Annotated in this window: 23 protein-coding genes, 1 tRNA gene and 3 pseudogenes; 11 read left to right on the forward strand and 16 right to left on the reverse strand. The window is 68.7% G+C overall.

The features are described from left to right. Positions 1-45 precede the first annotated feature (45 nt). Positions 46-549 (reverse strand): allene oxide cyclase barrel-like domain-containing protein, encoded by a 504-nt coding sequence (locus OG878_RS00370; RefSeq protein WP_328884845.1) that lies wholly within the window; start codon positions 547-549, stop codon positions 46-48. 1,539 nt (positions 550-2,088) lie between these two features. Between OG878_RS00370 and OG878_RS00375 the strand changes: the two genes are divergently transcribed. The 5 genes from OG878_RS00375 (at position 2,089) to tatC (ending at position 6,021) form a co-directional block, all read left to right on the forward strand. Then, a complete protein-coding gene (locus OG878_RS00375; RefSeq protein ID WP_328884846.1) occupies positions 2,089-2,562 on the forward strand; it encodes a VOC family protein in 474 nt (157 codons plus the stop codon). A 195-nt stretch (positions 2,563-2,757) separates the two neighbouring features. After that, positions 2,758-3,879 carry an alpha/beta fold hydrolase gene (locus OG878_RS00380; protein WP_328884847.1) on the forward strand — a complete coding sequence of 374 codons (1,122 nt, stop codon included), beginning with the start codon at positions 2,758-2,760 and terminating at the stop codon, positions 3,877-3,879. Between the two features lie 365 nt (positions 3,880-4,244). Then, complete coding sequence (locus tag OG878_RS00385; RefSeq protein WP_328884848.1) at positions 4,245-4,676, forward strand: Sec-independent protein translocase subunit TatB; 432 nt, start codon at positions 4,245-4,247, stop codon at positions 4,674-4,676. A gap of 149 nt (positions 4,677-4,825) precedes the next feature. Continuing rightward, the gene (gene tatA, locus OG878_RS00390; RefSeq protein ID WP_328884849.1) at positions 4,826-5,077 is read left to right on the forward strand and encodes a Sec-independent protein translocase subunit TatA; all 252 of its coding nucleotides are present in this window, start codon (positions 4,826-4,828) and stop codon (positions 5,075-5,077) included. Between the two features lie 98 nt (positions 5,078-5,175). Next, on the forward strand, positions 5,176-6,021 hold the full coding sequence (gene tatC / locus OG878_RS00395) for a twin-arginine translocase subunit TatC (protein ID WP_328884850.1): 846 nt from the start codon (positions 5,176-5,178) through the stop codon (positions 6,019-6,021). Between the two features lie 343 nt (positions 6,022-6,364). Here tatC and OG878_RS00400 read toward each other — a convergent pair. From OG878_RS00400 to OG878_RS00435, 8 genes and pseudogenes are all read right to left on the reverse strand, one after another. After that, positions 6,365-6,761 (reverse strand): annotated as a pseudogene (locus OG878_RS00400) (carboxymuconolactone decarboxylase family protein); the annotation flags it as partial. Positions 6,762-6,938: 177 nt separating this feature from the next. Beyond that, the gene (locus tag OG878_RS00405) at positions 6,939-7,391 is read right to left on the reverse strand and encodes a MarR family winged helix-turn-helix transcriptional regulator (RefSeq protein WP_328884851.1); all 453 of its coding nucleotides are present in this window, start codon (positions 7,389-7,391) and stop codon (positions 6,939-6,941) included. Between the two features lie 642 nt (positions 7,392-8,033). Continuing rightward, on the reverse strand, positions 8,034-12,194 hold the full coding sequence (locus tag OG878_RS00410) for a carboxypeptidase regulatory-like domain-containing protein (RefSeq protein WP_328884852.1): 4,161 nt from the start codon (positions 12,192-12,194) through the stop codon (positions 8,034-8,036). 32 nt (positions 12,195-12,226) lie between these two features. Next, the gene (locus OG878_RS00415) at positions 12,227-12,349 is read right to left on the reverse strand and encodes a hypothetical protein (protein WP_328884853.1); all 123 of its coding nucleotides are present in this window, start codon (positions 12,347-12,349) and stop codon (positions 12,227-12,229) included. 131 nt (positions 12,350-12,480) lie between these two features. Beyond that, positions 12,481-15,462 carry an ATP-binding protein gene (locus OG878_RS00420; protein WP_328884854.1) on the reverse strand — a complete coding sequence of 994 codons (2,982 nt, stop codon included), beginning with the start codon at positions 15,460-15,462 and terminating at the stop codon, positions 12,481-12,483. 19 nt (positions 15,463-15,481) lie between these two features. Beyond that, on the reverse strand, positions 15,482-15,781 hold the full coding sequence (locus OG878_RS00425; RefSeq protein ID WP_328884855.1) for a hypothetical protein: 300 nt from the start codon (positions 15,779-15,781) through the stop codon (positions 15,482-15,484). 668 nt (positions 15,782-16,449) lie between these two features. Then, positions 16,450-16,644: a hypothetical protein gene (locus tag OG878_RS00430; protein ID WP_328884856.1), complete on the reverse strand. Its 195-nt coding sequence runs from the start codon at positions 16,642-16,644 to the stop codon at positions 16,450-16,452. 78 nt (positions 16,645-16,722) lie between these two features. Then, positions 16,723-17,052 carry a hypothetical protein gene (locus OG878_RS00435; protein WP_328884857.1) on the reverse strand — a complete coding sequence of 110 codons (330 nt, stop codon included), beginning with the start codon at positions 17,050-17,052 and terminating at the stop codon, positions 16,723-16,725. A gap of 248 nt (positions 17,053-17,300) precedes the next feature. Between OG878_RS00435 and OG878_RS00440 the strand changes: the two genes are divergently transcribed. Then, positions 17,301-17,374 (forward strand) — tRNA-Met (locus OG878_RS00440). Positions 17,375-17,433: 59 nt separating this feature from the next. On the opposite strand, the pseudogene OG878_RS00445 reads toward OG878_RS00440, so the two are convergent. The 3 genes and pseudogenes from OG878_RS00445 to OG878_RS00455 all read right to left on the reverse strand — a co-directional run. Further along, positions 17,434-17,547: pseudogene (locus tag OG878_RS00445) on the reverse strand (IS5/IS1182 family transposase); the annotation flags it as partial. Positions 17,548-17,557: 10 nt separating this feature from the next. After that, complete coding sequence (locus OG878_RS00450; protein ID WP_328884858.1) at positions 17,558-17,968, reverse strand: RidA family protein; 411 nt, start codon at positions 17,966-17,968, stop codon at positions 17,558-17,560. Positions 17,969-18,179: 211 nt separating this feature from the next. Then, positions 18,180-19,298, reverse strand: a complete 1,119-nt coding sequence (locus OG878_RS00455) for an FAD-dependent oxidoreductase (RefSeq protein ID WP_328884859.1) — start codon at positions 19,296-19,298, stop codon at positions 18,180-18,182. 53 nt (positions 19,299-19,351) lie between these two features. On the opposite strand from OG878_RS00455, the gene OG878_RS00460 reads away from it, so the two are divergent. After that, complete coding sequence (locus OG878_RS00460; RefSeq protein WP_328884860.1) at positions 19,352-20,044, forward strand: TetR/AcrR family transcriptional regulator; 693 nt, start codon at positions 19,352-19,354, stop codon at positions 20,042-20,044. Between the two features lie 210 nt (positions 20,045-20,254). Then, positions 20,255-20,374, forward strand: coding sequence for a hypothetical protein (locus OG878_RS00465; RefSeq protein ID WP_328891086.1), 120 nt, complete (start codon positions 20,255-20,257; stop codon positions 20,372-20,374). Positions 20,375-20,770: 396 nt separating this feature from the next. On the opposite strand, the gene OG878_RS00470 is transcribed toward OG878_RS00465, so the two are convergent. Then, a complete protein-coding gene (locus OG878_RS00470; RefSeq protein ID WP_328884861.1) occupies positions 20,771-21,148 on the reverse strand; it encodes a nuclear transport factor 2 family protein in 378 nt (125 codons plus the stop codon). A 131-nt stretch (positions 21,149-21,279) separates the two neighbouring features. Between OG878_RS00470 and OG878_RS00475 the strand changes: the two genes are divergently transcribed. Beyond that, positions 21,280-21,558 (forward strand): hypothetical protein, encoded by a 279-nt coding sequence (locus OG878_RS00475; protein ID WP_328884862.1) that lies wholly within the window; start codon positions 21,280-21,282, stop codon positions 21,556-21,558. 289 nt (positions 21,559-21,847) lie between these two features. On the opposite strand, the gene OG878_RS00480 is transcribed toward OG878_RS00475, so the two are convergent. Continuing rightward, the gene (locus OG878_RS00480) at positions 21,848-22,198 is read right to left on the reverse strand and encodes a hypothetical protein (protein WP_328884863.1); all 351 of its coding nucleotides are present in this window, start codon (positions 22,196-22,198) and stop codon (positions 21,848-21,850) included. Between the two features lie 728 nt (positions 22,199-22,926). Here OG878_RS00480 and OG878_RS42100 point away from each other — a divergent pair. Further along, positions 22,927-23,169: pseudogene (locus OG878_RS42100) on the forward strand (TnsA-like heteromeric transposase endonuclease subunit); the annotation flags it as partial. A gap of 303 nt (positions 23,170-23,472) precedes the next feature. Here OG878_RS42100 and OG878_RS00490 read toward each other — a convergent pair. Further along, positions 23,473-24,231, reverse strand: coding sequence for a DUF899 family protein (locus OG878_RS00490; protein ID WP_328884864.1), 759 nt, complete (start codon positions 24,229-24,231; stop codon positions 23,473-23,475). A 247-nt stretch (positions 24,232-24,478) separates the two neighbouring features. Further along, a complete protein-coding gene (locus OG878_RS00495; RefSeq protein ID WP_328884865.1) occupies positions 24,479-25,033 on the reverse strand; it encodes a MarR family winged helix-turn-helix transcriptional regulator in 555 nt (184 codons plus the stop codon). A gap of 66 nt (positions 25,034-25,099) precedes the next feature. Here OG878_RS00495 and OG878_RS00500 point away from each other — a divergent pair, with 66 nt between their 5' ends. Next, positions 25,100-26,128 carry an alpha/beta hydrolase gene (locus tag OG878_RS00500; protein WP_328884866.1) on the forward strand — a complete coding sequence of 343 codons (1,029 nt, stop codon included), beginning with the start codon at positions 25,100-25,102 and terminating at the stop codon, positions 26,126-26,128. The last annotated feature ends 383 nt before the right edge of the window (positions 26,129-26,511 follow it).

Consider the following 26,511-nt stretch of genomic DNA (forward strand, 5'->3'; position numbering starts at 1 on the left):
TCTAGTGGGCCGGCCGTGGCGGCGAGGGCGTACGGCAGCCAACCGTCAGCGCTTCAGGTGGACGGTGAAGTGCCTCTCGGTGTCACCGGCGGGAACGGTGCGAACAAAGCCCCGGGCGTTGCGGTAGTCGCCTGATCCGCCGGTGATGCCGACGTCGACGTAGGACGGGGCGGGCAGGTGGAGCAGCGCCTGCGCGGCGAACTGCCCTTCAGGCAGAGAGAAGGTGCCCAGACACTGGAGCACGGCCGGATCGACGTGGGTATAGGTGCAGACGACACTGTGATCGCCGACCTTCTCGCCGTCGCGGTAGAGGTCTTCATGGATGACGCGCTGGTCACCCGGGCTGATTCCCGCCCGGCCCAGATCGAGGTCTTCGAGCGAGGTCTGTTTGCCGACCAGCTCGAAAGTTTTCGCGCGCTGGTCAACGACGTGCGCACTGATGGAAGTCGATGTGTCGGCCGACGCCAGCGGGGCGATGGCGACGCCACCGGCGACGACAGTGGCGATGCCGGCGGCTGCACTCAGGTAACGCAGCTTGTTGATCTTCAATTTAGTCGGCAACTTGCCGCTCCGTTCCGTGATGTGTCGATTCGGTGGCGGCAGAAGGGTGTAGAACCTCGGCCCGGATACGCGGGGCCGACGCCTGCTCCGATCGACTTGTGAACAACCCCTGTCGGGGTGGCATTTCGGCACTCACACAACCTACGTCACCTGCCAAGGCGGTGACGTATGATCAGGTGGTGACTGCCCCGGGTGCCGAGCCATGCTTTTGCTGGTGCAGACCTTGCGCAGCGCCAGGCTGTTGCACGTGTCGGCGAGATCCGTCTGCATCGGGGCCACGTCGCCATGACCGGGCTTACCGATAGAGACGATAGGAGCACATGCTCTCATTATCGAAACGGCAAGAGGCAGGCCTGGGGCGACGCCCACCATGGCCCCCAGTTCATCGCCGGGGGGCCACACCCGCCCGCGACGGACCAACCGGGACCTCGCCGAACAACTCGACCTCGCCATCGCCGGGATCCAGCACCTCGGCATCGACAAACGACCGCCCACGCGCGGCACTCCACGCCGAACGCGGCATCAGCCTCCTGCCACGGCAACCCCGCCGAACACCAGACTCAGGGCATCTTCAGTGCGCCGCAGAGCGGTCCCGGGCACGGCCGCATCCGGGGGCGCGCGGCCGTGGTGGGAACAAGTGACCATCCCGCCTGTCGCGAGGACCAGGAGCGGCACGACGTACCCACTCCGCCTGGTGGGGCGACAGGCCCGGTGACCGCCATCCCGTCCCGTCGCATCGCCGGGCGGCCACGACCGACGACGGAGATGCGGGGGCGCCGAGCTGGACGGCGGGGTGAACGCGGTCACCCCGAACTGGCAAGCCGTCCCACCTTCCGGGCCGCGCTCGTGGCCGCAAGCGCGCACCGCCGGCCGTAGGTGCGGCGCCTCCGGTCGCCGGGGCGCCGGTTCCCTCAGCTCGCTCGCCGACGTGCCGGGGAAGCGGCTGCCCGCGACTGCCGCCGTACCGGTGACGCGGGCCGGCGGCGGATCGCTTCGGCCGGCCGTTCGATGCGGGGGCGGGGGCAAAGAGCGGCGCCCCCTTGCCGTCCGGCCCGGTGACGGCACCCGCTTCCCGCACAGCGGCGAGGCGCCTTGGACCGGTTCGTCGTCGAACTGCTTGCCGCGAACCTCTCTCCACAGAAGGTTGCACGTTGCGAGCTAATGACTTACGGTCCTAACTGTGACGGCGCGGGAATCGCTCAGGAAGCACCGCTCAAGGGCTTCGACGACTGGGCAATTCGCTCGCGAGTGGACAAGCGCTTCGCGACCAGGCCGCATCCGCGCCGGCGACAGCGAACGCATCCATCGCCGTGGTCCGATGGGATCGACCGGAAGAGCCACCGCGCCACGCGGGGCGTACGCCCTGGTCACGGTTTCCCGAACACCGGGGGCGGACATCGTCCACCCCCCCCGGATCACAATCCCCGAGCCGGTGGGCAACTCGTACCGCTCCGCCGCCCCCAGCCCCCATGGACCGGTGACTCGCAGGTGTGAGATTCACCGACATCAAGAGAGAAGGACCCCTACATGTACATGAAGCTCGAAGTCACCATGCTGCCTGTCTCCGACGTCGATCGAGCCAAGGCCTTCTACGAGCAGATGGGATTCCGCCTGGACCTCGACAAGGCCGCCAGCGAGAACTGGCGCGCGGTGCACTTCACGCCGCCCGGCTCCGCGTGCTCGATCATGTTCGGCACAGGGATCACCTCCGCCGCACCCGGCTCGGCCCAGGGCCTGTACCTCGCCGTCTCCGACATCGAGGAGGCCCGCGCGGAACTCGTCGGTCGCGGCATCGAGGTGAGCGAGGTCTTCCACGACGCCGCAGGACTGCTCTACCACAGCCACGAGGCCGGAGAGGTCACCCACCGGGTCGAGGGCCAAGGCCGGCTTGCCGGCCCGCACCCCGACCGCGCCTCCTACGGCTCCTTCGCCACCTTCAGCGACCCGGACGGCAACGGCTGGGTGCTCCAGGAGATCACGCAGCGGTTCCCCGGCCGCTGACACCTCGTCAGTCACCCGGGGATGACAGGCGACGACCAGCCAGCAGGGCGGCCGGCCCCGATCACCCCCTGAACACAGCCCCGGCGCACCATCAGTCGGATCCCGAAGCCGGCACAAATACGAGTATATGCTCCTTAGCCTCGAGGGTTCTGGCTGCGCCCTGACGCTCAAGCAACGTTCGAAAGGAAAATTTTCATGACCATGTCTCCCATGGAGCCGCCCGCGCAGGAAGGCCCCGGATCAAAGCCGGTGTCACACCGTGCCCGGCGCGGGCTGTCCCGACGCGGCTTCGTCGGCGGCGCGGCTGCTTCTGCTGCTGCCGCAGCCGGTATCTCGCTGGTGGGCGGATTGACGCCGTCCGCCACCGCCTCTCCCGTCATGCGCAGGCCGAGGGGTTTCGGTTCGGTCTCCACGGCTCCGGGGCTGCCTGCCGGGTTCGCCAAGACGTTCACCAGCCGGTTCGTCCACGCCGGCGGACTGCGCCAGCACGTGGTCACCGGAGGCGAAGGTCCGCCGCTGCTGCTGGTGCACGGCTGGCCGCAGAACTGGTACGCGTGGCGCCTGCTCATGCCCGAACTGGCCCGCAACCACACGGTCATCGCCGTCGACCAGCGTGGCATCGGACTGACCGACAAACCCCACGACGGGTACGACACCCGCACCCTCGCCAACGACCTGATCGCACTCATGGACGCGCTCGGCCACCAGCGGTTCGCCGTGGCCGGCCACGACACCGGCCTGATCATCAGTTACGCGCTGGCGGCGGATCATCCAGAGCGTGTCGCCCGCGTGGCCCTCCTGGAAGTCCCCGGGCCCCCGACGCTGGAGGCCTCGCCGCCGCTGTTCATCGACGAGGCGCACAACAACAGGCTCTGGCACATCCCCTTCAACCGGGTCGACCACCAGCTGACCGAGCAGCTCGTCAGCGGGCGGGAAGAGATCTTCTTCGGCTACGAGTTCGACATCCAGGGCGGACAGAAGCTGCCCGGCTACGCGCGCGAGTACTACTTCCGTCTCTTCTCCGACCCCGAAACCCTGCGCGGCAGCTTCGGTCTCTACCGCGCGTGGGACGCCACCACCACGCAGAACGCGACACGCGCCGAGAACAAGCTGACGATGCCCGTCCTGGCGATCGGCGGATCGGAAAGCTGGGGTGACCTGGTCGGGAAGGCGATGGTTCCCCTCGCGAACGACGTGCAGCAGGTGGTCATTCCCGGTGCAGGCCACTGGGTCGCCGAGCAGGCCCCCAGGAAGTTGCTGTCGGAACTGACGGGCTTCCTGGCCCCGTACCGCCGCACCGCCGGCCCGTCCCGCTAGCGGACGGCCAGACGTCCGGGCCCGCCCGGGCGTGACGGAACGCGCTCGACCGGGCGGCAGCGTCGCCGCCTTCGAGCAGCCGGAGCTCCTCACCGAAGAGCCCGGTATATCCGCCCGGCTCCTGCGCTGATCCCACCGCAGGGGCTCTCGACCGAGGTCGTCCTGTCCGCCGGGTGTCCCGGCGGACAGGACCGGAGCGAACGATCTTGCGTAGTCGTACGCGGGGTGGTCAGCCCCCGGGGAGCCGCACGCCGTCGTGCGGCCGGCCTGCCTTCGGCAGGCTCCCTTTCGGACGACTGACGCGCCACGGTTCGCCTCCTGTTCAGGAGCGGCGGAGCCTTCACTATCCCCAACGGGAGGCATGGATGTTTTCCGACATCGGCCCACTCGAAGTTGTGACGCTGATCGTGCTCGCCGTCATTCTGGTCGGGCCCGACAAGCTCCCCAAGATGGTGTCCGACACCGTGCGGGCCCTGCGTAAACTCCGCGAGCTCTCGCAGAGCGCTCAGGCGAGCATTCGCGACGAACTCCCCGCCGAGCTCAAGGACCTGAATCTCGAGGACCTCAACCCGAAGACCTTCGTGGCCAAGAACCTGCTGGGTGACCAGAGCCTGGGTCTGGGCGACCTGACCGCCGACCTCGGCCTCGGGGACGAACCGCTCGACCCCGCCGGGACCAACACCTCAAAGGGCCTCGGAAAGGGCGCCGCACCCGGCCCGCTTGCCGCGGCCACCGGCCACCGGCCTCGGGAAGCCACCGGCGAGGGGCGCTACAGCCTCGACAAGAACGGCCCGTAATCGGGAAGGACCACAGCCGCCTCGCCGTCGGCCCGGCCCGTCAACACACCGACCGGCACGCAGCGCCTGGCTGCCGCATCCGCCCGCAGCCAGGCCACCGCGCAGGAGCACCGCCCCTGCGCCTTCAGACCCTCGGAAAGGAAACGCCCATGTTCGGAAGGCTCGGAGCACCCGAGATCATCCTCATCCTCCTCGTCGTCGTGCTCCTGTTCGGCGCCAAGCGGCTCCCCGATATGGCCCGCTCCTTCGGGCAGTCGCTGCGGATCCTCAAGAGCGAGACCAAGGCCATGCAGAAGGACGACGCGGACGAACCCCCGACCGCTCACGCCACCGCAGCCCACCAGCTCGCGTCCGAGAGCCGGCACACGGCCCCGGAGGCATACACCTCCCACCGGCGCTGAAACGCCGAAGCCACCGACCGGCACCCGCGCGGCTGGTGCCGCACTTGAAGGGACCGGGACCGCCCATGCCGATCCAACCAGCACATGACGCCGCGCCTATGTCCCTGGGGGAGCACCTGCGCGAGCTGCGCAACCGCCTGCTCAAGGCCGTCGGAGCGATCCTGCTCATCACCGTCGTTGCGGCTCTGTTCTACAAGCAGCTGATCGGATTCCTCATCGATCCCCTGCCCGGCTGCGCTCCGGGCCAACCGGCCGGCGCGGACGACGCGGGCCGCTGCGGCGTGATCTCCCTCAACGGCCTTCTGTCACCCTTCACCCTCGCGCTGAAGGTATCGATCACCGTCGGGGTCGTCGCCGCGAGCCCTCTGTGGCTGTACCAGCTGTGGGCTTTCGTCGCACCAGGACTGCACCGCAACGAGAAGAAATACACCCTGGCCTTTCTCGGGGCGGGCATCCCCCTGTTCCTGTCGGGCGCCGCCGTGGCGTACTGGAGTCTGCCGACCACGACACGGGTGCTGATCTCCTTCACCCCGGACAACGCCACCAACCTCCTGCCCGTCGACGACTTCCTCGACCTGGCCACCCGCATGGTCCTCGTCTTCGGACTCTCCTTCGAACTCCCCGTCCTCCTCGTGCTGCTGAACCTCGGCGGCCTGATCAGCGCACGCCGGATGGCCGGCTGGTGGCGCGGCATGCTCATGGGCATCGTCGCCTTCGCGGCGCTCGCCACCCCCAGCACCGACCCGCTCAGCATGCTGCTGCTCGCCACCCCCATCAGCCTGCTGTACCTGGCGGCATGCGCGATCTCCTGGTGCAACGACCGCCGCCGGCAGCGCACCGGCATCACCGGGCCAGGCGGAAGCCCGGACACCGAGGCATCCCCCATCGACCTCACCCCGGCCCCCCTCGACGCCCCCGACGACATCTCCGTCAGCCGACCCTGACGAGCCCCCTCTCAAGGAGCGGCCCGCCGCCGGCGGTCAAGGAAGTTGCTTGCGACGGGCCCGGGAGGCCCGCAGATTGACGGCGTTGCCGCAGTGCATACGTCGTGCCAGATCCCGCTTTGTTACGCGAGCGGTCGTAGAACGCCACGGCGCACTTGTTCGTGGTGACACGCCGGTTCCGGGGCGCCGGGTACCGAGGGCGTGACCGCGAGACCTGCGCAACGGCGGACCTTGCCCTGGGCATTCGGATCGACTCCGTAATCGAGTGTGGATGGGGTTGAGGAAGAAGGAAGCGAAGGCCGCGCTGCAGGGCGTGATGCCGTGGCCGCCGCCGACCGGAAAGTCAACGATGGAGGCGTCGAAGCCGGACCGGCCGCTGAATGATGACGTTCATGCGGTTGTAAGCGTTGATCAGGGCGATGAGGGACACCAACCTGGCCAACTGGTCCTCGTCGTAGTGGTTGGCCGCGTTCGCCCAGGCCTCGTGGGTGACGCCACCGGCCGCGTACGCGCGTGCCCTGTTCCGCCAGTTCCAAGGCCGCCCGCTCGGCCTCGGTGAACACCATGGCCTCACCCCAGGTCGCGATCAGGTTGAGACGTACCGAGGTCTCCCCGACGCGCATGGCGTCCCTGGTGTGCATGTCGGTGCAGAAGCCACAGCCGTTGATCTGGCCGGCCCGGATCTTCACCAGTTCCTGCGTCGCGGCCGACAGAGTCGACTCCGTGATGATCTTGCCTGCCCGCCCTGCCGCCGACACCCGATCTCACACACCCTCGACGACTCCCTCATGCGCCCGCTCCAGGGAAGCAGCCGCGTCAAGCGGGCAGGGGTACGTCGCGCCCGGCGTGTTCACGGGCACTTCGGTGACGTCAGGGCGACCGGCGTCAGCCCTCGGGAACGCCAGAAGCGTCGTGTCCTACTCGGCCCAGGGCTCGAATCCGGTGTGAAGGACGGCTTCGAGGTGCGCGCGCAGATGGGCTGCCTCGTCGGCGCCGAAGTTCTCCTCGAACTGGGCCTGCACGGCATTCCATAGTGGTAGCGCCGTCTTCAGTCGGGTGAGGCCGTCCGGCGTGATGGCGGCGATCCGTGCACGGCGGTCGGCTGCCGATGATTCGACGGTCACCAGACCCTCGCGGGCAAGCGGCTTGAGGTTGGAGGCCATCGTCGTGCGGTCCATGGCGATCACGTCGGCGAGGCCGGTGATCGTCATTTCTCCGTGCACACTCAGCTTCTGCAGGATGCTGAGCTGCGTCGCACGCAGACCGACGGGGGCCAGGGCCTTGTCGTAAGTCGCACCGATGTACCGGGCCGCCTTGCGCAGGGCCAGGTTGTTGCACGAGTCGCCGGGATCCGTCGGCGCAGTGGTCATTGTCTCCTCCAGAGCTTCGCCCACCCATGATACGAGCAGGTACTCCTAGATGCGACAGAGTCGCCCGCCGTCGACGGCGGGCCGACGGGTCCACTCCGAGCCACCCACTCTTGCCAACAGATAAATGCGAGCATATGCTCCCAATCGCGGCGTGGATGCATGCCCCCCCTGACCCCTCCCGCGAGCCTCGCACTCCCCCATTGGACGTGGCCGCCCGCAGGGGCTTCTACCTGGGCTGACCCGCTCCGGCCGGGGCCAGACCCGGCCGCACAAGCACGGCTTCGCGGCGCACCCCGGCCCGCGCCGGCCATGTCGGCCCACAACCGACCGGGAGCCGTCACCAAACTGCTGAGGAGACGATGCAATGCAACCTGCACCGGAGAGCCCCGACCCTGCCGAAACGGTGCGCCGCGCCCGGTTCGGCGAGCTGCCGAAGCGAATCCTCCCGAAGAGATGATCGAAGAACGGGCGGCCACGGTGCCGAACCCGATGGCTCGAACGGCTTCCGCGCCCCGCGCGGTGCCCTGCATCGCCGGAGCCACCTCCCGGAAGCCAGAGGCGCGCCCACCGAGGTTCAGAACGCGTACGGGGATGCTCCCGCCGGAAGTCTCCGGCGGGAGCATCCCCTGAGTGCGTCGGCGCTCAGCTGGCCGACAGGGCGAAGTCGGCCTTCGTCAGGCTGCCGCGCTTCATGCTCACCTTCTTGCTGCGCTTGCCGTATCCGTCATCGCTGACGGTGATGGCCGGCGCGGTCGCCTTCAGCCACACGTCGTACACGCCGCGGCTGTCGGTCGTGACCGTGATGAGGTGCTTGCCCGCGTGTGACAGGGAAACCGTCGCTCCGGGGAGGATCTTGCCGGTGGCCGCGTCGGTGACCTTGCCGGAGATCTCCGCCCAGGAGGCGGGGGCGGTCGCCTTCAGGGTGACCGGGACGGGCCGGTACACGTACGGCGAGTCGGTGATCATGGAGAGTCCGGCCGCGTATCCGCCGGGGGCCGCGAGGGCCTTGGCGTCTGCGGTGACCCGGATCCGCGTCGAGCGGCCGGGTGCCAGGTTCACCGTCGTCCTGTTCTCCGACAGCCAGCTCACATCGTCGCCGCCGCACTGGTCGAACCCGGTCAGCATCGCGGCGCCGGTGGTGGTGGATATCCCGAATGCGTCAGCTGTCCCGCCGATCCGGGAAAGCCCGCAGCCGGTGCCACGCCCGGCATCGGCGACCGCTTCGGGTGCGCCGGGCAGGCCGGTCCAGACATTGGCCACCGGGTCGTACTGCATGGCCCGGTGGGTCGTCGCCGCCACGCCGAACGGGGGAACGTCCACTCCCCCGACGACCTGGAGTTGACCGTTGGCGGAGCTGTACGTCGCGCGGAGCTGGGTGTGCGGCATGTCGGTGGCCCGCGTCCAGGTGTCGGTCTTCGGGTGGTAGATGTACGTGTTCGCCAAGGCAGTGACGAGCCCGTCCGAATCGTTCAGGCCGCCCGCGCACACGATGCCGCCGTCGATCCCACCGCATCCGCCGGCGCTCATGGCGACCGGATAGTCGGCGATCCGGCTCCAGGTGTTACGAGCCGGGTCGTAGCGGTAAACGGTCGAACTCGATGACCCGTCGGCCGGGACTCCTCCGATCACGTACAGCTTGCCGTCCAGTACCGCGACGGCGGCGTCAGCCAGTGCCTGCGGGAGATCCGCGACCCGTGACCAGCTGTCGCTGTCCGGGTGGTACGCGTAGGTGGTGGATGTCCATCCGACGGCCCCGCTCGCGTCGTAGCCGAAGCCGCCGGCCACGTACAGCGTGCCGTTCACGAACGCGCCTGTGGCGGAGTTCCGCGGCTGCGGCAGGTCGGCGATCCGCGACCAGGACTCGGCGGCCTGTTCGTACACGTAACCGTGGCTGAGTACGCGCCCTCCCCAAAACTTGTCCATTCCACCCACCGAGTACGTCTTGCCCCGGTATGAACCGACGACACTGCCCCTGACCGGCTCGGGGTAGTCGGGCAGCGTCTGCCACGACCCGTCGGCCGGGGCCGGCTTCGTGGCGGCGTCGGACGCAGGGGCGTTCTGCTCGACCACCGTGACCCTGAGCGGCGCGTGTCCGGTGTTGGTGAGCGTGATGTCCTGGCTCGCCTTGCCGCCCAGCGCGGTGTTCAGCGACACCTTGCCGGGCTCGACCTTCAACCGTCCGGCCTGCAGCGCGGGGCTGTAGGTGTGCACCGTGTCGGAGGCGGTGACGGTCGCCTTGTCCGTCACGTACCGCGGAGCGGTCGTGGTGAGCGTGTTCTGCCCAGCCTTCGAGCTGTACAGCCAGTAGAAGCCGTCAGACAGGTTGGGGTCGTTCGGGGTGGCGGTGCTGACTGCGGTGGGGTACATGTCCACGGCGTCGGCGGAGGTGTTCTTGACAGTGGCGCCGTTGACCGGCTGATGAGTGTTGGCCTCGCTGACGCTCCCCTGGATCAGCCCGCCGCCGAGCGTCCGGCACTGGCCGACCGACACACTGGACACCTCGAAGATCGACTGGCCGTCGCCGCTGAAGTGGAAGCGGACCTGGACATTGCGGTGGCCCAGTGCCTGGGTGAGCGGGACCTCGACGTGTCCGAAGAATTCGGCCTCGCCCTTGTACACCCGCGTCCAGGTTGCGCCGCCGTCGGTGGTGACGGACACGTCCGCCTCGGAGCCCGCCGGCAGCAAGGAACCCACATTGAACCGCAGGTCGGCATTCTTCTGCCCGGTCAGGTCGAACGGCGGCGAGATCAGAGCCGTGTCCTGCGCCTTGCCGCCGTTGCCGAACGGGTTGGCGACCGCGAAGCCCGCGTCGCCGATGACGTTCCACGACCCGTCGAACTGCCAGCCGAGTGCGGAGGGGTCCTTGTTGGTGACGGTCCACCCGTACTTCGGATCCGTGGTCCAGCCCTCGAAGGAGGCTTGTGCGGGATAGGCGAATCCGGGCGCGGTGCACTGCTCGAGGTCCGCGGCCACGGAGACGTTGCGCTGTACGTCGCCCGTACCGATCTTGATGGTGGAGTCGGACGACTTGTATCCGGGATAGACCGGCGTGAGGTGAATCGTGTAGTCGGCCTGTTCGGGCAGGTCCACCGAGTAGGCGCCGGTCTTCGGGTCGGTGTACACCGGCCCATTCGGGTAGCCGTCGATGGTGATCTTGGCGTAGAGCGGCCAGCCGTGCCCGGACCCGTCGGTCACCTTGCCTGTGACCTTGCGGTTCGGTGTCTTCGCCAGCGCCAAGTCCGCGGTGGCGGTGTGGTCGGCGGTCACGGCGATGCCGCTGCGGGTGCCGGTCCCGTAGCCGAAGAGCGACGCCGACACGTCGTAGGTGCCTGCTGGGACGGTGACGCGGTAGGTGCCTGCGCTGTCCGTCTTGGCGTGAGACAGGAACTGGTCGGCCTTGTCCGTCAGCGTGACGGTCGCCCCGGCGAGCGGCGTACCGGTCGTCCGGTCCGTGACGCGGCCGTTCACGACCCCGGTCGGAGCCGGGACGAGGGCGGAGACGCCGTCCGGTGTGCCGAGTCCGGTGGGCCCGTCCCAGCCGGGTCCGGCCTCGCACAGCACGTCGCCGCAGGCGCCGTTGACGCCCTCGGTGATGTCGAAGAGGCCCTTGGTCTGGTGGGCGTAGGGGGAGCGCACCGGGTACGTGCCCGCGGCCGGGGTTCCCGCCAGTGCGTACATCGCGGCGATCAGCGGCGAGGACAGGCTCGTGCCGCCCACCTGGAGCCAGCCGTCGTTGAGCGAGTTGTACACCGCCAGGCCGCTTTGCGGGTCGGCGACCGCGGAGATGTCTGCGGTGGCTCTGCGGGGACAGTTCGTCGCCGATCCGCTCTGGTAGTCCGGCTGCGGCTCGAAGGTGGAGCAGCCGCTGCCGGCGCCGGACCAGGCGCTCTCCGTCCAGCCACGTGCGGTGCCGGGGGCACGGGTCAGCAGCGTACCGCCGGTGGCGACGACATTCGGGTCGGAGGACGGCCAGATGACCTCGTTGCCGGTGTCGCCGGAAGATGCGGTGACCACCACACCGGGATGGTCGTAGTCGGCGCCGCTCAGGTCGGACGCATTGGCGTCCGCCAGACCGTAGGAGTTGGACACGAACTTGGCGCCGAGCTCCACCGCGGTATTGACGGCGGTACCCAGGTCACCCACGCTCGCACTGTCCCCCTGGACCAGCAGGATGTGGCAGGCGGGGCAGGCCGACGAGACCGCGTCGAGGTCGAGAGCGGTCTCCAGCGACCATCCCTGGTCGTCCGACGGGTAGTTGACGCCGCCTCGCTGGTCGACCTTGCGGAAGCACCCGTTCTCCGTGGTGCACGCGGGCAGTCCGAACTGTTCGCGGTACTTGCCGAGATCGGCCTCCGCGTCGGCGTAGCCATAGGCGTCCACGATCGCGACGGTCTGGCCCTGGCCAGTGGCCGGAAGGTGGTAGGCGGACTGGATGTCCGTGGGAGTCAAGGCCGTGGACGGTGGGCCGGCCGCTCTGACCATGACGCGCTGGTCGGATGTCGTCCGCACCAACGCCTGGCAGCTCGCGGTGTGCTTCTTCGGCGTCGGGGTGTTGCAGTCGGCGGGCGCGTAGCGGTGAACCAGGCCCGCGATTTTCGACGGCGAGGGCTTGTTGTCCTGCCGGGCCGCAGTAGCGGCCTTTTCTGCCTGCCGTGCCACCTCCGCCGGGACGGCGGCGGTGGGTTTCCGGGCCCCGGCCGCCGGATCGGCCGCGATGGCGGGAACCTGGGCCGCGGCGAACATGCCGAGGCATGCGGCTATGAGGAACGAAACAGGAGCGCGCAAGCGCCCACGTCTTGTCATGAAAACAATCCTTCAGTCGGGGTGGGGCGGGGTCAGAGCGGTTCGTAGCCGGAGGGCTCCTCGCGTTCGGCGTCCTCGTCGTCCGAGCCCTCCAGCTCGTTCTGATCGCCGTGAAGTTCGTGCTCGGACGAACTCATGTCCTTGACATCACTCATGAACAACCCTCAGTTGCTGCGCCCCCGGATGAACGCCGTGCGCCTGCGAGTATGGGTCTGGTGAGCGGACACGAGCGATTGGCCAAATGGGCTAAAGAATGCGTGGACGTGCACGAACGAGTCCGTGCCGTTCAGACGCTCCGCGCTTGCGTCACGTTCACGGCCAACGCCGTTCTGGACGTCACCCCGTACTTGCGCATGGCCGACTTCAACTGCGCCGTGACGGTGCTGGGCGACCTCGACAGCTCGACAGCTATCTGACGGTTCGTCAGGCCTTGCAGCATCAGCCGTACCACCTCCAACTCCCGCGGTGACAGCTGGTTCCCGTATCCGCGCCGCCCGCCCCGCGCGGCTGGCGTGCAGCGCTCGACGCCCTCCTGTGCCCGTGCCGCTGCATACGGCCTCGGCAGCTGCGACCAGGCCTGGGCCGCGTCGCCCCAGGCCCGCGCCGCCGCTTCGAACTCTCCCCGGCCCTCGGCGAGCGCAGCCCGGCACTCCTCCAGCCCCGCATGCGCAGCGGGCGCGCGCCGCCCGCTCAGCCCGTCCTGGAACGCAGTCACGAGGCGTTCGGCCTCCGCATGCCGCCCGGCCGCTGTCAGAGCGGTCACTCGCGCGGGTGCGACATCCGTCGCCATGAACCAGATGCCCTTGCGCATGACCAGCCGTATGGGGTCCTCGGTCAGTGCGAGTGCCTCCTCGGTGTCACCCGCGGCGAGCCTGAGTCGTGCCTGTGCCGCGGCGGGTTCCAGCCACAGGCTGATGGCGCCGCGCCGTTCGCCCTCCTCGCGCACCGTCCGCAGCAGAGCTTCGACATCCTCGTCCGCGCCAGTCGTCGCCAGTTTCACCTGGGCCACCACCAGCAGGGCCTGCAGCCGGCACAAGGGCTCTTCGGCCACGTCCGACCACTGCCCGGCCCGCTCGGCCAGGCCCTGCCACGTGCCGGTCAGGTAGTCGAGGTGGAGGAGCGTCACCCCTGCCAGGTCCGCGAGCAACTGGTACCCGTGCCGCCCCGCGACATCGACGGCGCTCGTCAGCCGCCGCCGGGCCTCTGCGTACCGTCCCCACCGAATCGCCGCGTCGCCGATGTTCAGTTCGGCTCGGCCGCGTTGGAGGGCCAGCTGCGGTGTCGACTCGTCGTCGCCCAGTTCCCCGGCAAGCACCCAGCCCGATTCCTCGCCGAGTTCGAGCAGCGCGGCCGTACGATTGACCAGCAGGGACAGCCGTTCGTGCGGGGAGAGCGTCGCACCGGCGGTGAACCGTCGAGCCCGCTCCAGCCAGCGCAGATGGGTCGTGGCCGGCCATGTTCCGCTCAGCACCGGATATCCGAGCGCGGTCATCGCCCAGGCGCCGGCGTACGTCCCGCCGACGAGGTCGGGTATCGCCGGCTCCAACTCCGCTGCCGCAGCCGCGTACTCACCGAGCTGGATGAGGATCTGGGCGAGCTGGCCGCGCACTTCGGCGCGGTCGCGCGCGCTGAGCCGGTCCGTTTCGAGGACGGCGCGCAACGTGGCCAGGACATCCGCACGCCGGGTGTAGCCGGTGAACGCCTGGAACGGCATCTTCCGCACCAATGGGGCGACCGCTTCCGCGGGCAGCCCCGATTCGTTGATCAATTCGTGCAGAAAGGTGAGGGCGGTGACGTGGTCACCGGACGCGAGGGCGATGTCCGCCGCCTGCTCGGCGTACTCGCACCACCGCGCGATCTCGCCGGCCTGCCGGAAGTGACGGGCGAGCCGGCCGACGGGCCGGGGCCGGGCGGTCTCCAGCAGCGCGGCGGCGCGGCGGTGGGCGGCGCGCCGTTCGGACGCCGGCGCCCGGTCGTACACCGTCCGGGCGGCGAGCGTGTGCCGGAACGCGATATGGCCCGAACCGGAGTCGTCCTCGGCCAGCAGGCCACTGCGTACCGCGTCGGAGACGGCTGATTCGACCACCGTGGCGGCGGACCCCTGAGCCGGCGCGATGGCGGAACCTGCCGGACGGCCTGTCCGCCCCTCGGGGTTCGCCTCCTGGCCGCTCCCGATCTCGGTCAGACCACTGACCGTCCCCAGCGTTCTCTCGTCCGCCGGATCGCTCAGGACGGCAGCCGCCAGCAGCACCCGCCGGGCGTCGGCCCCGAGCCGGGCCACCCGCTCGGTGACGGCGTCCCGGATAGTCGGTGGCACGGCGATCTCGTCGAGGGTGCGCCGCATCCATTCGCCGTCCCGCCGGACCAGGTCGGCCCGGTCCCGCAGCAGCCGGACGCACTCCTCCAGCGCGAGCGGCACGCCCTCGGTCCGGTCGTGCAGGAATGTGGCGAAGGCGGTGGAGACGTGTTCGTCGTCCAGCATCGACGACACGAGTTCCGCGGTGTCCGACACCGCGAGTCCACCCAGGCCGACGCGTGCGTGGCTGATCCCCGCACTCGTCGGTACCCGGGAGGACAGGCGCAGCAGCAGGGAGTCGGCGGCCACCTCCTCGGGCCGGCAGGTCATCACCAGAGTGAGCGGGAACGGCTGCCGGGAGGCCAGGAACAGCAGGAACTCCAGCGTCGCCTCGTCCGCCCAGTGCACGTCCTCGACGACCAGGACGTCGATTCCGAGACGGTCCAGGAGTTCGGCGAAGGCCCGGATCAGCCGGTGCCGGGCGGCGCCGGCATCGGCCAGCGGCTCCGGCGCGGACGGCAGGCCGTGCGCCCATTCCGGGAACAGCGGCCGCAGCGTACCGGCCAACGCCGACAGTCCGAGGACTGCCACATCGGTGCCGCTCGGTGCGGCCTGCCGGGCGGCATCGACGATCGGACCGAGGGGCATGCCCTCCCGGAACGGCGGGCACACCGCCACCAGCGTGCGCATACCCCCGGTGGCGACCGCCGCCAAGGCCTCCCGCACCAGGCGGCTCTTGCCGATGCCCGCCTCGCCCTCCACCAGGACAAGGGCGGGCAGTCGCCGCAACGCGTCCGTCACACGCCTCAGTTCCGCATCGCGCCCGACAAAGCGGGGGCGGCGGCATACCGCGGATGTCGCCGGTTCGGTCACGGATCTCACGTAACGCTTCCAAGGGTTCGGCAGGCGGATGGGCAGCAACTCGCCGGCTGTCCCGGTGTACTGGGGTTTCTTGGCACGCAGCTGGTCCACGGAAGTCGTTCCGGGTCTGTCAGGCGGCCGACGTCACGCCGACCGGGCGGACGGGCGTGAGTAGCGCTGCGGCTTGGCCCTGCCCGGTCGACAGGCATGTGTCGGTACGGGTTCGGACGCCGGCAGTGGAGTACCGGTAACCGCCCCGGCGGTAACCGGCGCGGACCGAGGAGATGGCGGTGATCAGCCATATCCAGCTGCCGGGCACGTCCTCGGGGGCGAGGGTGTGGCCCCGGACGCCGACGGACGCTTCGAGTTCGACAGAGCGGGTGCGGACGGTGGCCAAACCTTCGGAGGCCGTCAACGTGGTGCCCACCAAGCGGTGCCGATCGTGACCTTGTCACCGGTGATCAGGGTGACGCTGCGCGTGCCACCGCTCCCTGCCGGCTGGTGAACGACGCCGGCAAACGGCATGAGACCGGTGTCCGCCGCTACCGCGGCGGTGGCCGGTATGACCCCTGTCGTCAGAGCGGCGACCGCGGAAGGCGCGATCGGCCCTGGCCGGGAAATGGGAACGCTGCGCACGGAGACCCCTCGGGTGAGGTGAAACGCAGGAGCACATACGTTGTCGGGCGCCCTCCGCCACCACCCGGGGGTTCATGCGTCGATCACGCACCCGGGCCCGGGGTTGTATCGGTCATGTGGCTGCATGACCAACTCGTGGCTGCTCAGGTACCCGTGCGCCGTCGACTCCTGCTGACTGTGCGATCACCCTCACCTGCGAACGCCACGATCTCGACCTGATTCGGCCTGGCCCGAAGGACGACATTCCGGAAGGACCACTCCAGACTGTCAGGGTCTGCTGAGGGGCCTCGCGCATTCCGGACAGGCGCGTGACCGCCCATGTCACGCGGGGATCCCCAACTCCTCGTACCCAGCGTGGCCTTCGTGCGAAGGACGGTAACTCTGCGGGTGCCGAATATTACGTCCTCGCAGGTCAACCGGCATGAGCGTACTCATGGATGGGGGTTTTCGGCACGTGCAGGTTCACAGTGCTGTCCTCAGCCGGGTGGCCGCGAGGTCGGTCGCGGTCGCGAGCGTCGTCCGGCCGGCACGATCAGCGTTTGTGAGAATCTCGGCGAGCGCAGCGCCGATGTCGTGCACCCGGTCGATCGCCTCGTCGTGCCCGGCGCCCTCGACCTCGCGGGCCAGCGCATAGATCACGCCGCCGGCGTTGGCCACGAAATCGGGCGCCCAGAGTATGTCCCGTTGCCGAAGGGAGTCCGCGACGTCGTCGGTGACGAGCTGGTTGTTCGCCGGTCAGACGATCGCCGCACAGCGCAGTCGGGAAACCACATCGTGGTGCAGGATTCCGCCGACCGCGGCCGGGACGAGGATCTCGGTGTCGGTGGTGATCGCCTCTCCGGGTTCAACCCATGCCGCGCCGAGTTCCTTGGCCAGCATCCTTTTTTGATCATCCACATCGGACACCTTCAGCTCGGCGCCTTGCTCGGCGAGGCCGCGAGCCAGTCGCGGGTTGACGTTGGACCAGAACAGTGTGGTCAGGCCGCTTCGGTCCTCGTCGCTCAGCTTCTTCGCCCAGGCCGGATCGGCGAGCACCTGCTGGACCAGCAGCGTGTTGACATGCACGAGCGCGGCCGGCCGGGGAGCAGGTGCAGGGCGAGCATCGAGGTCTCGGCGCGCTCCTTGTCCGGGCTCGGAACGCGACCGCGAGCACGCCGCCCGCACCGCACACCGGCTGGCGCCTCATGCGCACCCCGCCCACCAAAACACGGGCGCCAACACCGGTACACGACCCCAACTGAGCCCCGCTGCAGCGCAAGACCGGCTGCCGATTCGGCCGAGCCGGGTCGGTGCCGTACAGTTCACCGTACCGACGCGGGGTGGAGCAGCTCGGTAGCTCGCTGGGCTCATAACCCAGAGGTCGCAGGTTCAAATCCTGTCCCCGCTACTCGAACGTGAAGGCCCGGTGGATACCGGGCCTTCACTGCATCTGGCCCCTGTCGAACCCAGAGGCCTGTCTGTCTGGCCGTCGTGGGTGTCGGCCGCGGAGAGTGCGACGCTTGGGGGCGGTCCGGTCGCGTCGGACAGGACATGCATCTTGGAACCGGGCTTACCTCGGTCCCCATGGATCTCAAGCATCGAGCACAGCGGCGACGGCTTCGATCTCGACGAGTTGGTCCTTGTAGCCGAGCACCGTGACGCCCATCAAAGTGCTGGGGACGTCATGGTCGGCGAACGAGTCCCGGACCACCTCCCAGGCCGCCACCAGATTTTCCCGCCGGGACGACGCGACGAGAACCCTTGTACTGATGACGTCCTGGAGCGATGCACCCGAGGCCGTGAGAGCAGCCTGCATGTTCTCGATGGCCTTGGTTGCCTGGCCCGCATAGTCCCCGACCGCTGCCGTGGAGCCGTCATCGTTCAGCGGACACGCCCCGGCGAGGAAGATCAAGCGTGACTCTGCGGGCGCCGTGGCCGCGTAGGCGTACTCGGCAACGTCGGACAAAGAGGCAGAGCGGATCAATGTGACGGCACGAGCCATAGTCGTCGGGTCCTTCCCATCGGGTGTCGAGCTCGGGCATCCTCCCAACGCCCCGTCGGTTCCCGCCCCCCTTTTCTTCACCGCCCCCACGGTGAATTCAGCAAGGGCGTCCGAACCGGGGGTGACGGGCGCGCAGCACGGTGATGGCCCCGGCCGGCCGCCGCACAGAAGCGGGCTTACGAGTTGGTGCTGGTGCTCTCGCGCTTGGCGGTCAGGATGGCTGGACTTGGTCGAAGAGGGCGAGGGCTTCGGCGGGGTCCGGGCTCACGAGGCGTTCCAGACCGGCCATCGTGATCTTCGCCCACCTGTCGGCCCGTGCCCACATCGGTTCCTCGAAGGCGCGGACGGCCTCGTCCAGATCTCCAGGGCCGGTGGCGATGGACTCGGCGAGTTCGGCGCCTTCCAGCATCGCGAGGTTCGCGCCCGCCCCCAATGGGGGCATCAGATGGGCGGCGTCGCCCAGTAGCGTCACCCCGGGGACGTGGGTCCAGGTGTGGGACACGGGCAGGACGTAGAGGGGGCGGTGGACGAAAGCGGTGCCGTGGCGGAGGAGGTCGAGGACGGGAGCGGCCCAGCCGTCGAACAGAGCCAGCAGGCTCGATCGCACGGCCTCGACGTCGGCCGGGTCCAGGTTCGTGTGCCAGTCCAGCGGCGCGCGGAACTGGGCGTACACCTTGACGTGGCCGCCGCTGTTGCGCTGGGCGACGAGAGCTCGGTTCACTCCGTACACCGCCACGGAACCGTCGCCGATCAACCGGGCGAGGTCGGGGTGGCGGGTGTCGACGTCGTCCAGGGAGGTCTCGACCGAGGTGACGCCGGTGTAGTGCGGCGTCACCGGCGAGACTGCCGGGCGGATCCGGGACCAGGCGCCGTCCGCGCCGACTACGAGGTCGAATGTCTCCTGTCGCCCGTCCGCGAAATGGACCAGTACGCCATCCCGGGTCCCCGGCACCACCTGCGTCACGCCCCGCCCCCACTGGACGTCGAGAGGGCCGAGCAGCAGGTCCCGGAGTTGCCCGCGGTCGATCTCGGGATTGGCCCGGTCATCTGGACGGGGTCGCCAGTCGCGCAGGACGGTCCCGTCCGCGTCCAGGATGCGCATGGCCTGCCCCTCGGGACGGGAGAGCGCCTGGAACTCCGCCAGCAGCCCCGCCTTGTCCAGCGCGAGTTGACCCATCCCTTCGTGCAGGTCCAGCGTGCCGCCCGGGGGGCGGGCGTCGGGGGCGGGATCGCGTTCGAGGACGGTGACGGGGTGATCATGGCGGTGCAGGACGCGGGCGAGGGTAAGGCCGGCAGGACCGCTCCCGACCACTGCAATGCGATGTCTCATGTCGATACACTGTATTTCTTCATTACGATGCATCGCAACGGTACGGTGTGACTATGACTGTGTGGGACCGGCCGGAGCCGCCGACTCAACCCGTGCCGCTCGACCGGGAACGAATCGTCGCCGCCGCCATCGCGCTGGCCGACGAGGGCGGGCTGGAGGCGGCGTCCTTGCGCAAGGTCGCCGCCCGTCTGGACGCCGGCCCGATGCGGCTGTACAGATACATCTCCACCAAGGAGGAGCTGTTCGACCTCATGGTGGACGAGGTCCAAGCCGAGATCCGCCCCGAGGAGCAGCCCGGTGACTGGCGGGAGGCGCTGCGCGTCCTCGCCCAGCGCACCAGGCAGGCCGCTCTCCGTCACGAATGGCTGGCCGACCTGCTCGGCGGCCGCCCGGCCCTGGGTCCGAACGGCCTCGCCGTGACCGAGGCCACGCTGGCCGCCTTCGACGGCCTCACCGATGTCGACACCGTCATGCGCGCCGTGGAGACCGTCAGCGCCTACTTCATTGGCGCGATCAGGCGCGAGACCGCGAACCTGCGGGCCGAACGCGCCACGGGCCTGTCCAAGCGCGACTGGCAGCGCGCCTCCGGCCCGCATGTGACGAGAATGTTGGCCACGGGTCGCTTCCCGGCGCTGGCCAAGGCCGTGTACGACGGCACGGACGTGGACGCCGAGGCATCCTTCGAGACCGGCCTGGACTGGGTCCTCGACGCCGTGGCCGCCAAACTCACCCGGCCGCCGGCGTGACGCTCAACTCTTGTCGAATGTGAGCGAGGTCGGGGTCGGTGTCCACGGGCCGTGCGGGCCTGCACCGCCACCACTTCATAACGTTGGTGCTGCCATCGGGACGCCGGGAGCGTCCGTCGCCGTGCTGGGCCGAGGCAACCCACCGCCGTCGCCGACCTGCACGAAGGCGAGCGCGTCCTGGACCTCGGCTCCGGCGGCGGCATCGACGTCCTGCTCTCCGCCCGCCGCGTCGGCCCCACCGGCAAGGCGTACGGCCTCGACACGACCGAGGAGATGCGCAAACAAGCAGGGCAGGCGGGCGGGCCGCTGACCTCTCGCAGCGAAGCTTGAGCGATTCTCAGCGAAGGTTGGTGACAGGTGCTTTCTCACCGATGGTTCAGCGAGCATGGCCTGGCTGCGGTATCCATCCTCTGTTCATGAAACTCCGCCGCCCGACCGGGCGATGGGGTCCGCGACTTCCCCGGCGGTGCCCGCGAGGTCACCCTTACCCGCCGCCACCGGAACGCGGAGGTCGAGGTCACCAGCCAGACCCTTGACGAACCTGGGCTACGCCATCTCCTGAACACTCTGCACCCGCTGTCGGACACAGAACTGGGGAAGCTGATGCGGGAAAAGAAGATCGACCACAGACTCTGAGCCAAGTGCGCCCCGGGACTCTGGCACCAGGTCCTGCGCGCTCACGACCTTGGGAGCAATGAAGGTCGGGGCTCAGAGGGGCCCGCCGCACTACATCGGTTCGACGAAGGTGGCCCGCCATTCAGGCTGCGGGTCCGCTCCCAGGCTCGTCCAGTACTCCGTCCCACGGACGATCTGCCCGTCACGGACAGTCCAGAACGATGCCGCACGGAAGACGCCAAGACTGTCGTGTGGCACTTCGACCTCGGAGACGACTTCGTCGCCCTCGGCCACCACCTTGAGCACCCGAATCGACCAGCCCTCCGGATATTCACGGTTCACCGCGACGAAGTTTTCCCGGCCGATGATGCGTTCGAGGCTGATCGGCCACTCGACAACGACATCCTCCGCGATCAACTCGGCGACGCCTGCCCAGTCCCGAGCCTGGATCCGGTCCCACAGTGTCTCAATCACCTTTGAAGATTCCATCGACGGAGCCTCCCACAGCGGTCTGACAGAAGCCGCACCAACGGCGAGTCGATCGTTCCCCAGGTCGTTACGATCTTGGGGGCAATGAGGGTCGGCTTGGTCCGTGACATGAGAAGGGCCGTGCGGGTTATGTGAGTTGTGAAGCTGACCTGGGCCCGTACGGCCTGCTCCCGTCGTCGGCGGGGGCGCAGTGGGTCCACGGCAGAGTGCTCGACGAGAGCTTGGTGCGCGCCGACTCTGCAAAGCTCTACTTTGACCCGGCCTCGGACACCGTCTACCTCTCCGCCACCAACGTGCACCTGCCGAATGCCGTCACGGTGCACGTCGGCCCGGACGGCAACCAGGTGACCATCACGCCCACGCCGCCGGCACTGGTCATTCATGGAATCCTGCCCCTCCCCGCGCCCTGACCCAGCTTCCGCCCGCGCGAGGGCCTCCAAAGCGTTGCCGCGGCGCGAGGTGGACGCGCTTCGGAGCAGTGCGCCGTCGTCGGCGCCGCCGACGAAGGCTAAGGGCTGTCCCTTAATCCCGGGTGGATCAGCGCGCGGCGTCAGATGCGGTGCATCGCAAGGCGGAGGGACGTCCGCATACTGGGCGTATACGGGCGTTCCGACAACGCGGCGAGGTGCCGTAGCTGTCGTCGTGCGCCCGCCAGGGGTTACGGGACAGCCCTTAGGTGCCGGCCGCATGTTTGGCCGCTCAGGTCTGGCACTGTGCCGTGCCGGCGGTGGACCAGCCGCTCCAGGCGCCCCCGTCGGCGCGGGCGTGTACGCGAATCTCCACCTTGAGGGGCGCGCACGGCCGGGTTGAGCTTCCCACCTCCGTGGGCTCGACGGTCCCACCCGCAGGGATGTAGGTACGGCCGCTGCCCAGCTTCACCCAGTAACCACCGTCGACGACACGGAAGAACGCCTCGTAGGAGACGTTCACCGCCCTCGGCCCCGTGTTGCGCGCTTTGATGTACGCGGTGATCTCCCGGGTATAGATCCTGCCTTCCTTTCCGCGCTCGGCGCTGATGCAGCCGTTGACGGCCACCCTGCCGGTCGACACACCACCACCGCAGGCGACTGCTGCGGCGTGAGCGTTCGCCGGAATGGCCAGCATGGTAAGCGCGGCAGCGCTCAGAATTGTCCCGATACACCTGACATGCAAAATCTTGCTCCTTTCAATCCTGATTGCCTCAGATAAACCATTACGCGTTGAGGGGTGGAGGGCAGCGGCTCATCGAGTTCTTCACTCCAACGGAAGCGGTGTGGACTGAACACAATGACTTGACAGGGAACAGTGGTCCGTGGCGAACAGGAGCAGCTGCGGGGTTCGGCTCTTGGCGAAGATGTCCCAGGCGCCGAGGGCCAGGACGTGCGTGCCGGCCGCCGGCGGGTTGATGAGTGTGTCGAAGGCGGAGCGCAGCAGAGCTTCGAAGCGTTCGGTTCTCGCGGGTACGCCCGCGGCGAGCCCGGCGTACGGGCCGCCGCTCGTGCCCTCGTGCCCTCGTGCGCGATGCGCTGGACTGTGCCGTTACAGCGCGACCGGGTGAGTGATCAGCGTCTGGGTGCGGCGTAGTTCGTCTGACCACAGGTGGCCGTCGGGCCGGATCTGGCCGATGCCACGGCAGCCCACAAGGGGCCGCGACCCGCCGAAAAGTGGGGGGCACCATCGGCAGGACAAACTGGCTGGACCATATGCAGCTGGCCGATGAGACGGTCCCCTTTGGACGGTCAACTCGACGCAGCAGGCGAGGGCAGGAGTGGAACCGGCGGTTCGAGACCGCTGCTCCGATGCGCGAGTTCCGCTGGGCCAAGGACGAGCTGGGCCTCGCGGGCTCGTGCTTCTCCGCGACGGTGGGCGACCACGTCGGCTACGAGTCGTGGCTGGAGCGCGACAGGCTGATCCTGCTGGACCGCAAGCCCGAGGTCGCAGGGATCGCCTCGCGGCCGTTCTGGCTGCACCGGCCCGACAGGAAGCGGCGGTGCCGGCACGCGCCGGTCCACTTCGTGCGGCTCGCGGACGGCCGGGACCGGGTCGTGGACGTCCGGGCCTGTGACCGGGTCGACCAGGCGGACGCCGAGGCGCGGGTGGTCAGCGGCAACCGCAACGACGTCACCCAACTGATCCCGCTGATCCAGCCGTCCCGCCGATCCGCGGCAAGCGCGACCAGCCACTGCGCCGCCCCACGTATCTGTACGCCGACAGCGGCTATGACCACGAGGTCTACCGGGACAAGGTCCGCCGGTTCCAGATCACCCGCGGAGCGGGGTGGGCACACGTGCTGTGCCCACCGCGGTCTTCGGACGGTGGTTCCGCTGTGGCTGTCGGGCCCGTGCTCAGCCGCAGCAGCCCGAACTGCCCGTGCTGGACTGTTCGCCGTGGAGGTCGTCGTCGTGCCCGGCCGCGATCCGTGCCCACTGCGCGGTTGGCCGTCCGTCCTTGCGGAACTGCTGGCCGCGGACCTCATACGGCTGTGGCCAGCCCGCCGGGGAGTCCTCCCAGATCTCCTGCCGTCCGTGGACGGTCATGTCGAGGATGCCGTAGGAGGGCGTCATGGGCTCGACTCCTCGGCCGGTGGTCCAGTACGTCTCGTAGACGCGGTCCTCGTCTCGGAGGTAGCACGCTTTCATGCCGAAGTGGCGGCCGGCGAGGAGCCGGTCGTGGGACTCGGCGGGTACGGAGTACCAGGGCATCTCCCAGCCCATGAAGCGGCGGTAGCGTTCGGACTCCTCATAGGGGCCCTGGCAGAAGGCGGCGAAGGTGACGTCGCGCTGTTGCAGATAGGACAGTTCGCGTACCTGGCCGGTGAAGAAGGTGCAGCCTTCACATTGGTCGGCGGCGGGGCGGCCGTCGTGCCACATGTGATACGACGCGAACAGCTGGGTACGGCCGTCGAAGACGTCGATCAGGGGAACTTTTCCGTTGCCTCCGACGAGCGGAGTCGACGGGTCGACCTCGGTCATGGGCATCCGTCGCCGTGCGGCGGCGATCGCATCGCCCTCCCGGGTGTGCGCCTTCTCCCGGCCGCGCAGGGTGTCGATTGCGGCCAGCCACTCCGAGCGGGAGACGACCGGCGGCTTGTTCATAGCAGTCATGCCCGTACTGACTCGGCAGCCGACAGAAACTCATCGGCAGTGCCCGAAGCGGGCGGGTCAAGCGTCCGCAGCCCGTCCCCGACCCTGCGCCTGCGCCTGCCGAAAACTTCATCCGCGCAGGTCGTGCGGCATGGTGGTACTCGTGGAGGATGCCGCCGAGCCGTTCACGTCTCCGTATGCCGAGGCGAGCGACAAGTGACCAGGCGCAGTAGGTGAACGGGCCGCCCTGGCCGGCGATCGTGGGGGCTCAGTCGTGGTGCGGCATGAGGGGCGGGCCGTTCTCCTCGACAGCGAGGACCACGACCCGAAGCAAGGCACTCAGGTGCTCCAACTCCTCCTTGGCCAGGTGAGCGAACAGCGTCGCCTCGGCTTCCCGCTGATCGTCGATCACCGCTGCCCATGCCTCGGCTCCCCGGGGAGTCAGCCCGACGAGAAGACTGCGGCGATCCTCCGGCGCGTGCTCGCGAGTGACCAGGTCCGCCGATTGCAGGCGGTCGAGGCGGTTGGTGAGGGTCGCGGGGTGGACGCCGAGCCCTCGAGCGAGATGCGTCGGTGACATGCGGTACGGCTTCCCCGCCGAGCGCAGGCGCCACAGGATCTCGTATTCCCAGAGTTTCAGGCCGTGCCGCGCCAGGGCGGCTTCCTTCTTCTGCTGCAGATGCCGGACGAGCATCTGCATGCGGGTGACGGCGCCCTCCAACTCCGGCACCAGACCGGTGACTTCACGCCCCCAGCGATCGATGTGCCGGTCGATCGAGTCCCGTGGATGCGCCGATTCCGCGGCCGAATGCTGTGATGTCACGTCGCCACCATACCTTCTGGACATTACGCATTCAGATATTTTGAAATCGTAGTACTGTCCGGGGGCATGTCGACCTTCAAGCTTGCCGGCAGCATCGACGAACACGTCATCGACAGCGCGCTGCTCCGAGCCAACCCGCTCAACGACCCGACTCAACGCCCGCTGTGGGTCTACACCCCGCCCGGCTACGACGATGCGCCCGAACGCCGCCACCCCGTCACGTATCTCCTGCTCGGCTACGCGGGAACACTGCCGGTCTGGCGCAACCGCACGGCCTTTCGTAAACCCGTCCCCGAGCTCGTCGACGAGATGTTCGCCCGCGGGGAGGCACCCGGGATGCTGCTGGTATTCGTGGACGCCTGGACCACCTACGGCGGCAGCCAGTTCATCGACTCGCCGGGGACCGGCCAATACCACTCCTACCTGTGCGAGGAGGTCGTGCCGTACGTCGACACCCACTACCGCACGCTCCCGCAGCGCGAGCATCGAGCCATCGCGGGCAAGTCCAGCGGCGGACTCGGCGCCGCGATCACCTCGATGCTCCGCCCGGATCTGTTCGGAGCCTTCGCCACCCACTCCGGCGACTCGCTGTCAGAGGCCCAGTACGTCCCGCACTTCCTCACCGCGGCCCGCCAACTGAGGCCCTACGACGGCGACATCTTCCGCTGGTGGGAGGATTTCAACTCCAGGGTCGCCTTCACCAAGGAGGAGGACCTGAACCTCCTTGAGATCCTGGGCGTCTCCGCATGCTTTTCGCCCGGCCCCGACGGCTCCCCCATCCTTCCCTTCAACCCCCGCACCGGAGCTCTGCGCGAGCACGAGTGGCAGCGCTGGCTGGCTTGGGATCCCGTACGGATGGCCACCACGCACGCCGACGCCCTCCGCTCCCAGCGCGGCATCTGGATCGACGCCGGCATCCGCGACGAGTGGTTCCTCGACCTGGGCGCGCTGGCGTTCCGCGACGCGCTCACCGAAATCGGAGTGGCTGACGACAGCGTGCACTTCGAGCTGTTCGAGGGCGGCCACCATGCGGTCGAATACCGGATGCCACCCGCCCTTGCCTGGTTGGCGCACCGCATCGCCGATCGCCCTTGACCTACGTGACCATCGAAGGGATGGCCCATCGGCCGTCGAGACCCGGCTTCCGGCTCATAGGCGACAGGGCCGGCGCCGGCGCCGGCTGTGACGATGAATACGCGGCCCCGTCCTGCCGATTCTCCGTCAAGTTCAGCGTGTTGGGATCGGGGTGGGCGCCAAGCCTGCAGAGGGCAAGACGGCCGGTGGAGGTTTGGCGTGCGGCGTGGCAACCGGTGAAGTCCCCTTCGAACACCGGAGGACCGAGGTCCACGTCACATCCGATCTCCTCCTTCGCTCGCGGATCGCAGAGTCCGGTCCGCGTTCGCCGATCGCTGGCAGCCCCCACTACTCGGTGATACCGTATAGTGGTACTCAGTACTACGCAGTACCGATACGGCCGA

The organism is Streptomyces sp. NBC_00316 (assembly GCF_036158715.1).
In the GTDB taxonomy this organism is placed as follows: Bacteria; Actinomycetota; Actinomycetes; order Streptomycetales; family Streptomycetaceae; genus Streptomyces.

Bases quoted from the DNA above. Each gene is read 5' to 3' on its own strand.
- OG878_RS00500 (WP_328884866.1), top strand. From the start codon at position 25,100: ATGTCGACCTTCAAGCTTGCCGGCAGCATCGACGAACACGTCATCGAC.
- OG878_RS00490 (WP_328884864.1), bottom strand. From the start codon at position 24,231: ATGACTGCTATGAACAAGCCGCCGGTCGTCTCCCGCTCGGAGTGGCTG.
- OG878_RS00375 (WP_328884846.1), top strand. From the start codon at position 2,089: ATGTACATGAAGCTCGAAGTCACCATGCTGCCTGTCTCCGACGTCGAT.
- tatC (WP_328884850.1), top strand. From the start codon at position 5,176: ATGTCCCTGGGGGAGCACCTGCGCGAGCTGCGCAACCGCCTGCTCAAG.
- OG878_RS00385 (WP_328884848.1), top strand. From the start codon at position 4,245: ATGTTTTCCGACATCGGCCCACTCGAAGTTGTGACGCTGATCGTGCTC.
- OG878_RS00470 (WP_328884861.1), bottom strand. From the start codon at position 21,148: ATGGAATCTTCAAAGGTGATTGAGACACTGTGGGACCGGATCCAGGCT.
- OG878_RS00380 (WP_328884847.1), top strand. From the start codon at position 2,758: ATGACCATGTCTCCCATGGAGCCGCCCGCGCAGGAAGGCCCCGGATCA.
- OG878_RS00450 (WP_328884858.1), bottom strand. From the start codon at position 17,968: ATGGCTCGTGCCGTCACATTGATCCGCTCTGCCTCTTTGTCCGACGTT.
- OG878_RS00415 (WP_328884853.1), bottom strand. From the start codon at position 12,349: ATGAGTGATGTCAAGGACATGAGTTCGTCCGAGCACGAACTTCACGGC.
- tatA (WP_328884849.1), top strand. From the start codon at position 4,826: ATGTTCGGAAGGCTCGGAGCACCCGAGATCATCCTCATCCTCCTCGTC.
- OG878_RS00405 (WP_328884851.1), bottom strand. From the start codon at position 7,391: ATGACCACTGCGCCGACGGATCCCGGCGACTCGTGCAACAACCTGGCC.
- OG878_RS00460 (WP_328884860.1), top strand. From the start codon at position 19,352: ATGACTGTGTGGGACCGGCCGGAGCCGCCGACTCAACCCGTGCCGCTC.
- OG878_RS00410 (WP_328884852.1), bottom strand. From the start codon at position 12,194: ATGACAAGACGTGGGCGCTTGCGCGCTCCTGTTTCGTTCCTCATAGCC.
- OG878_RS00455 (WP_328884859.1), bottom strand. From the start codon at position 19,298: ATGAGACATCGCATTGCAGTGGTCGGGAGCGGTCCTGCCGGCCTTACC.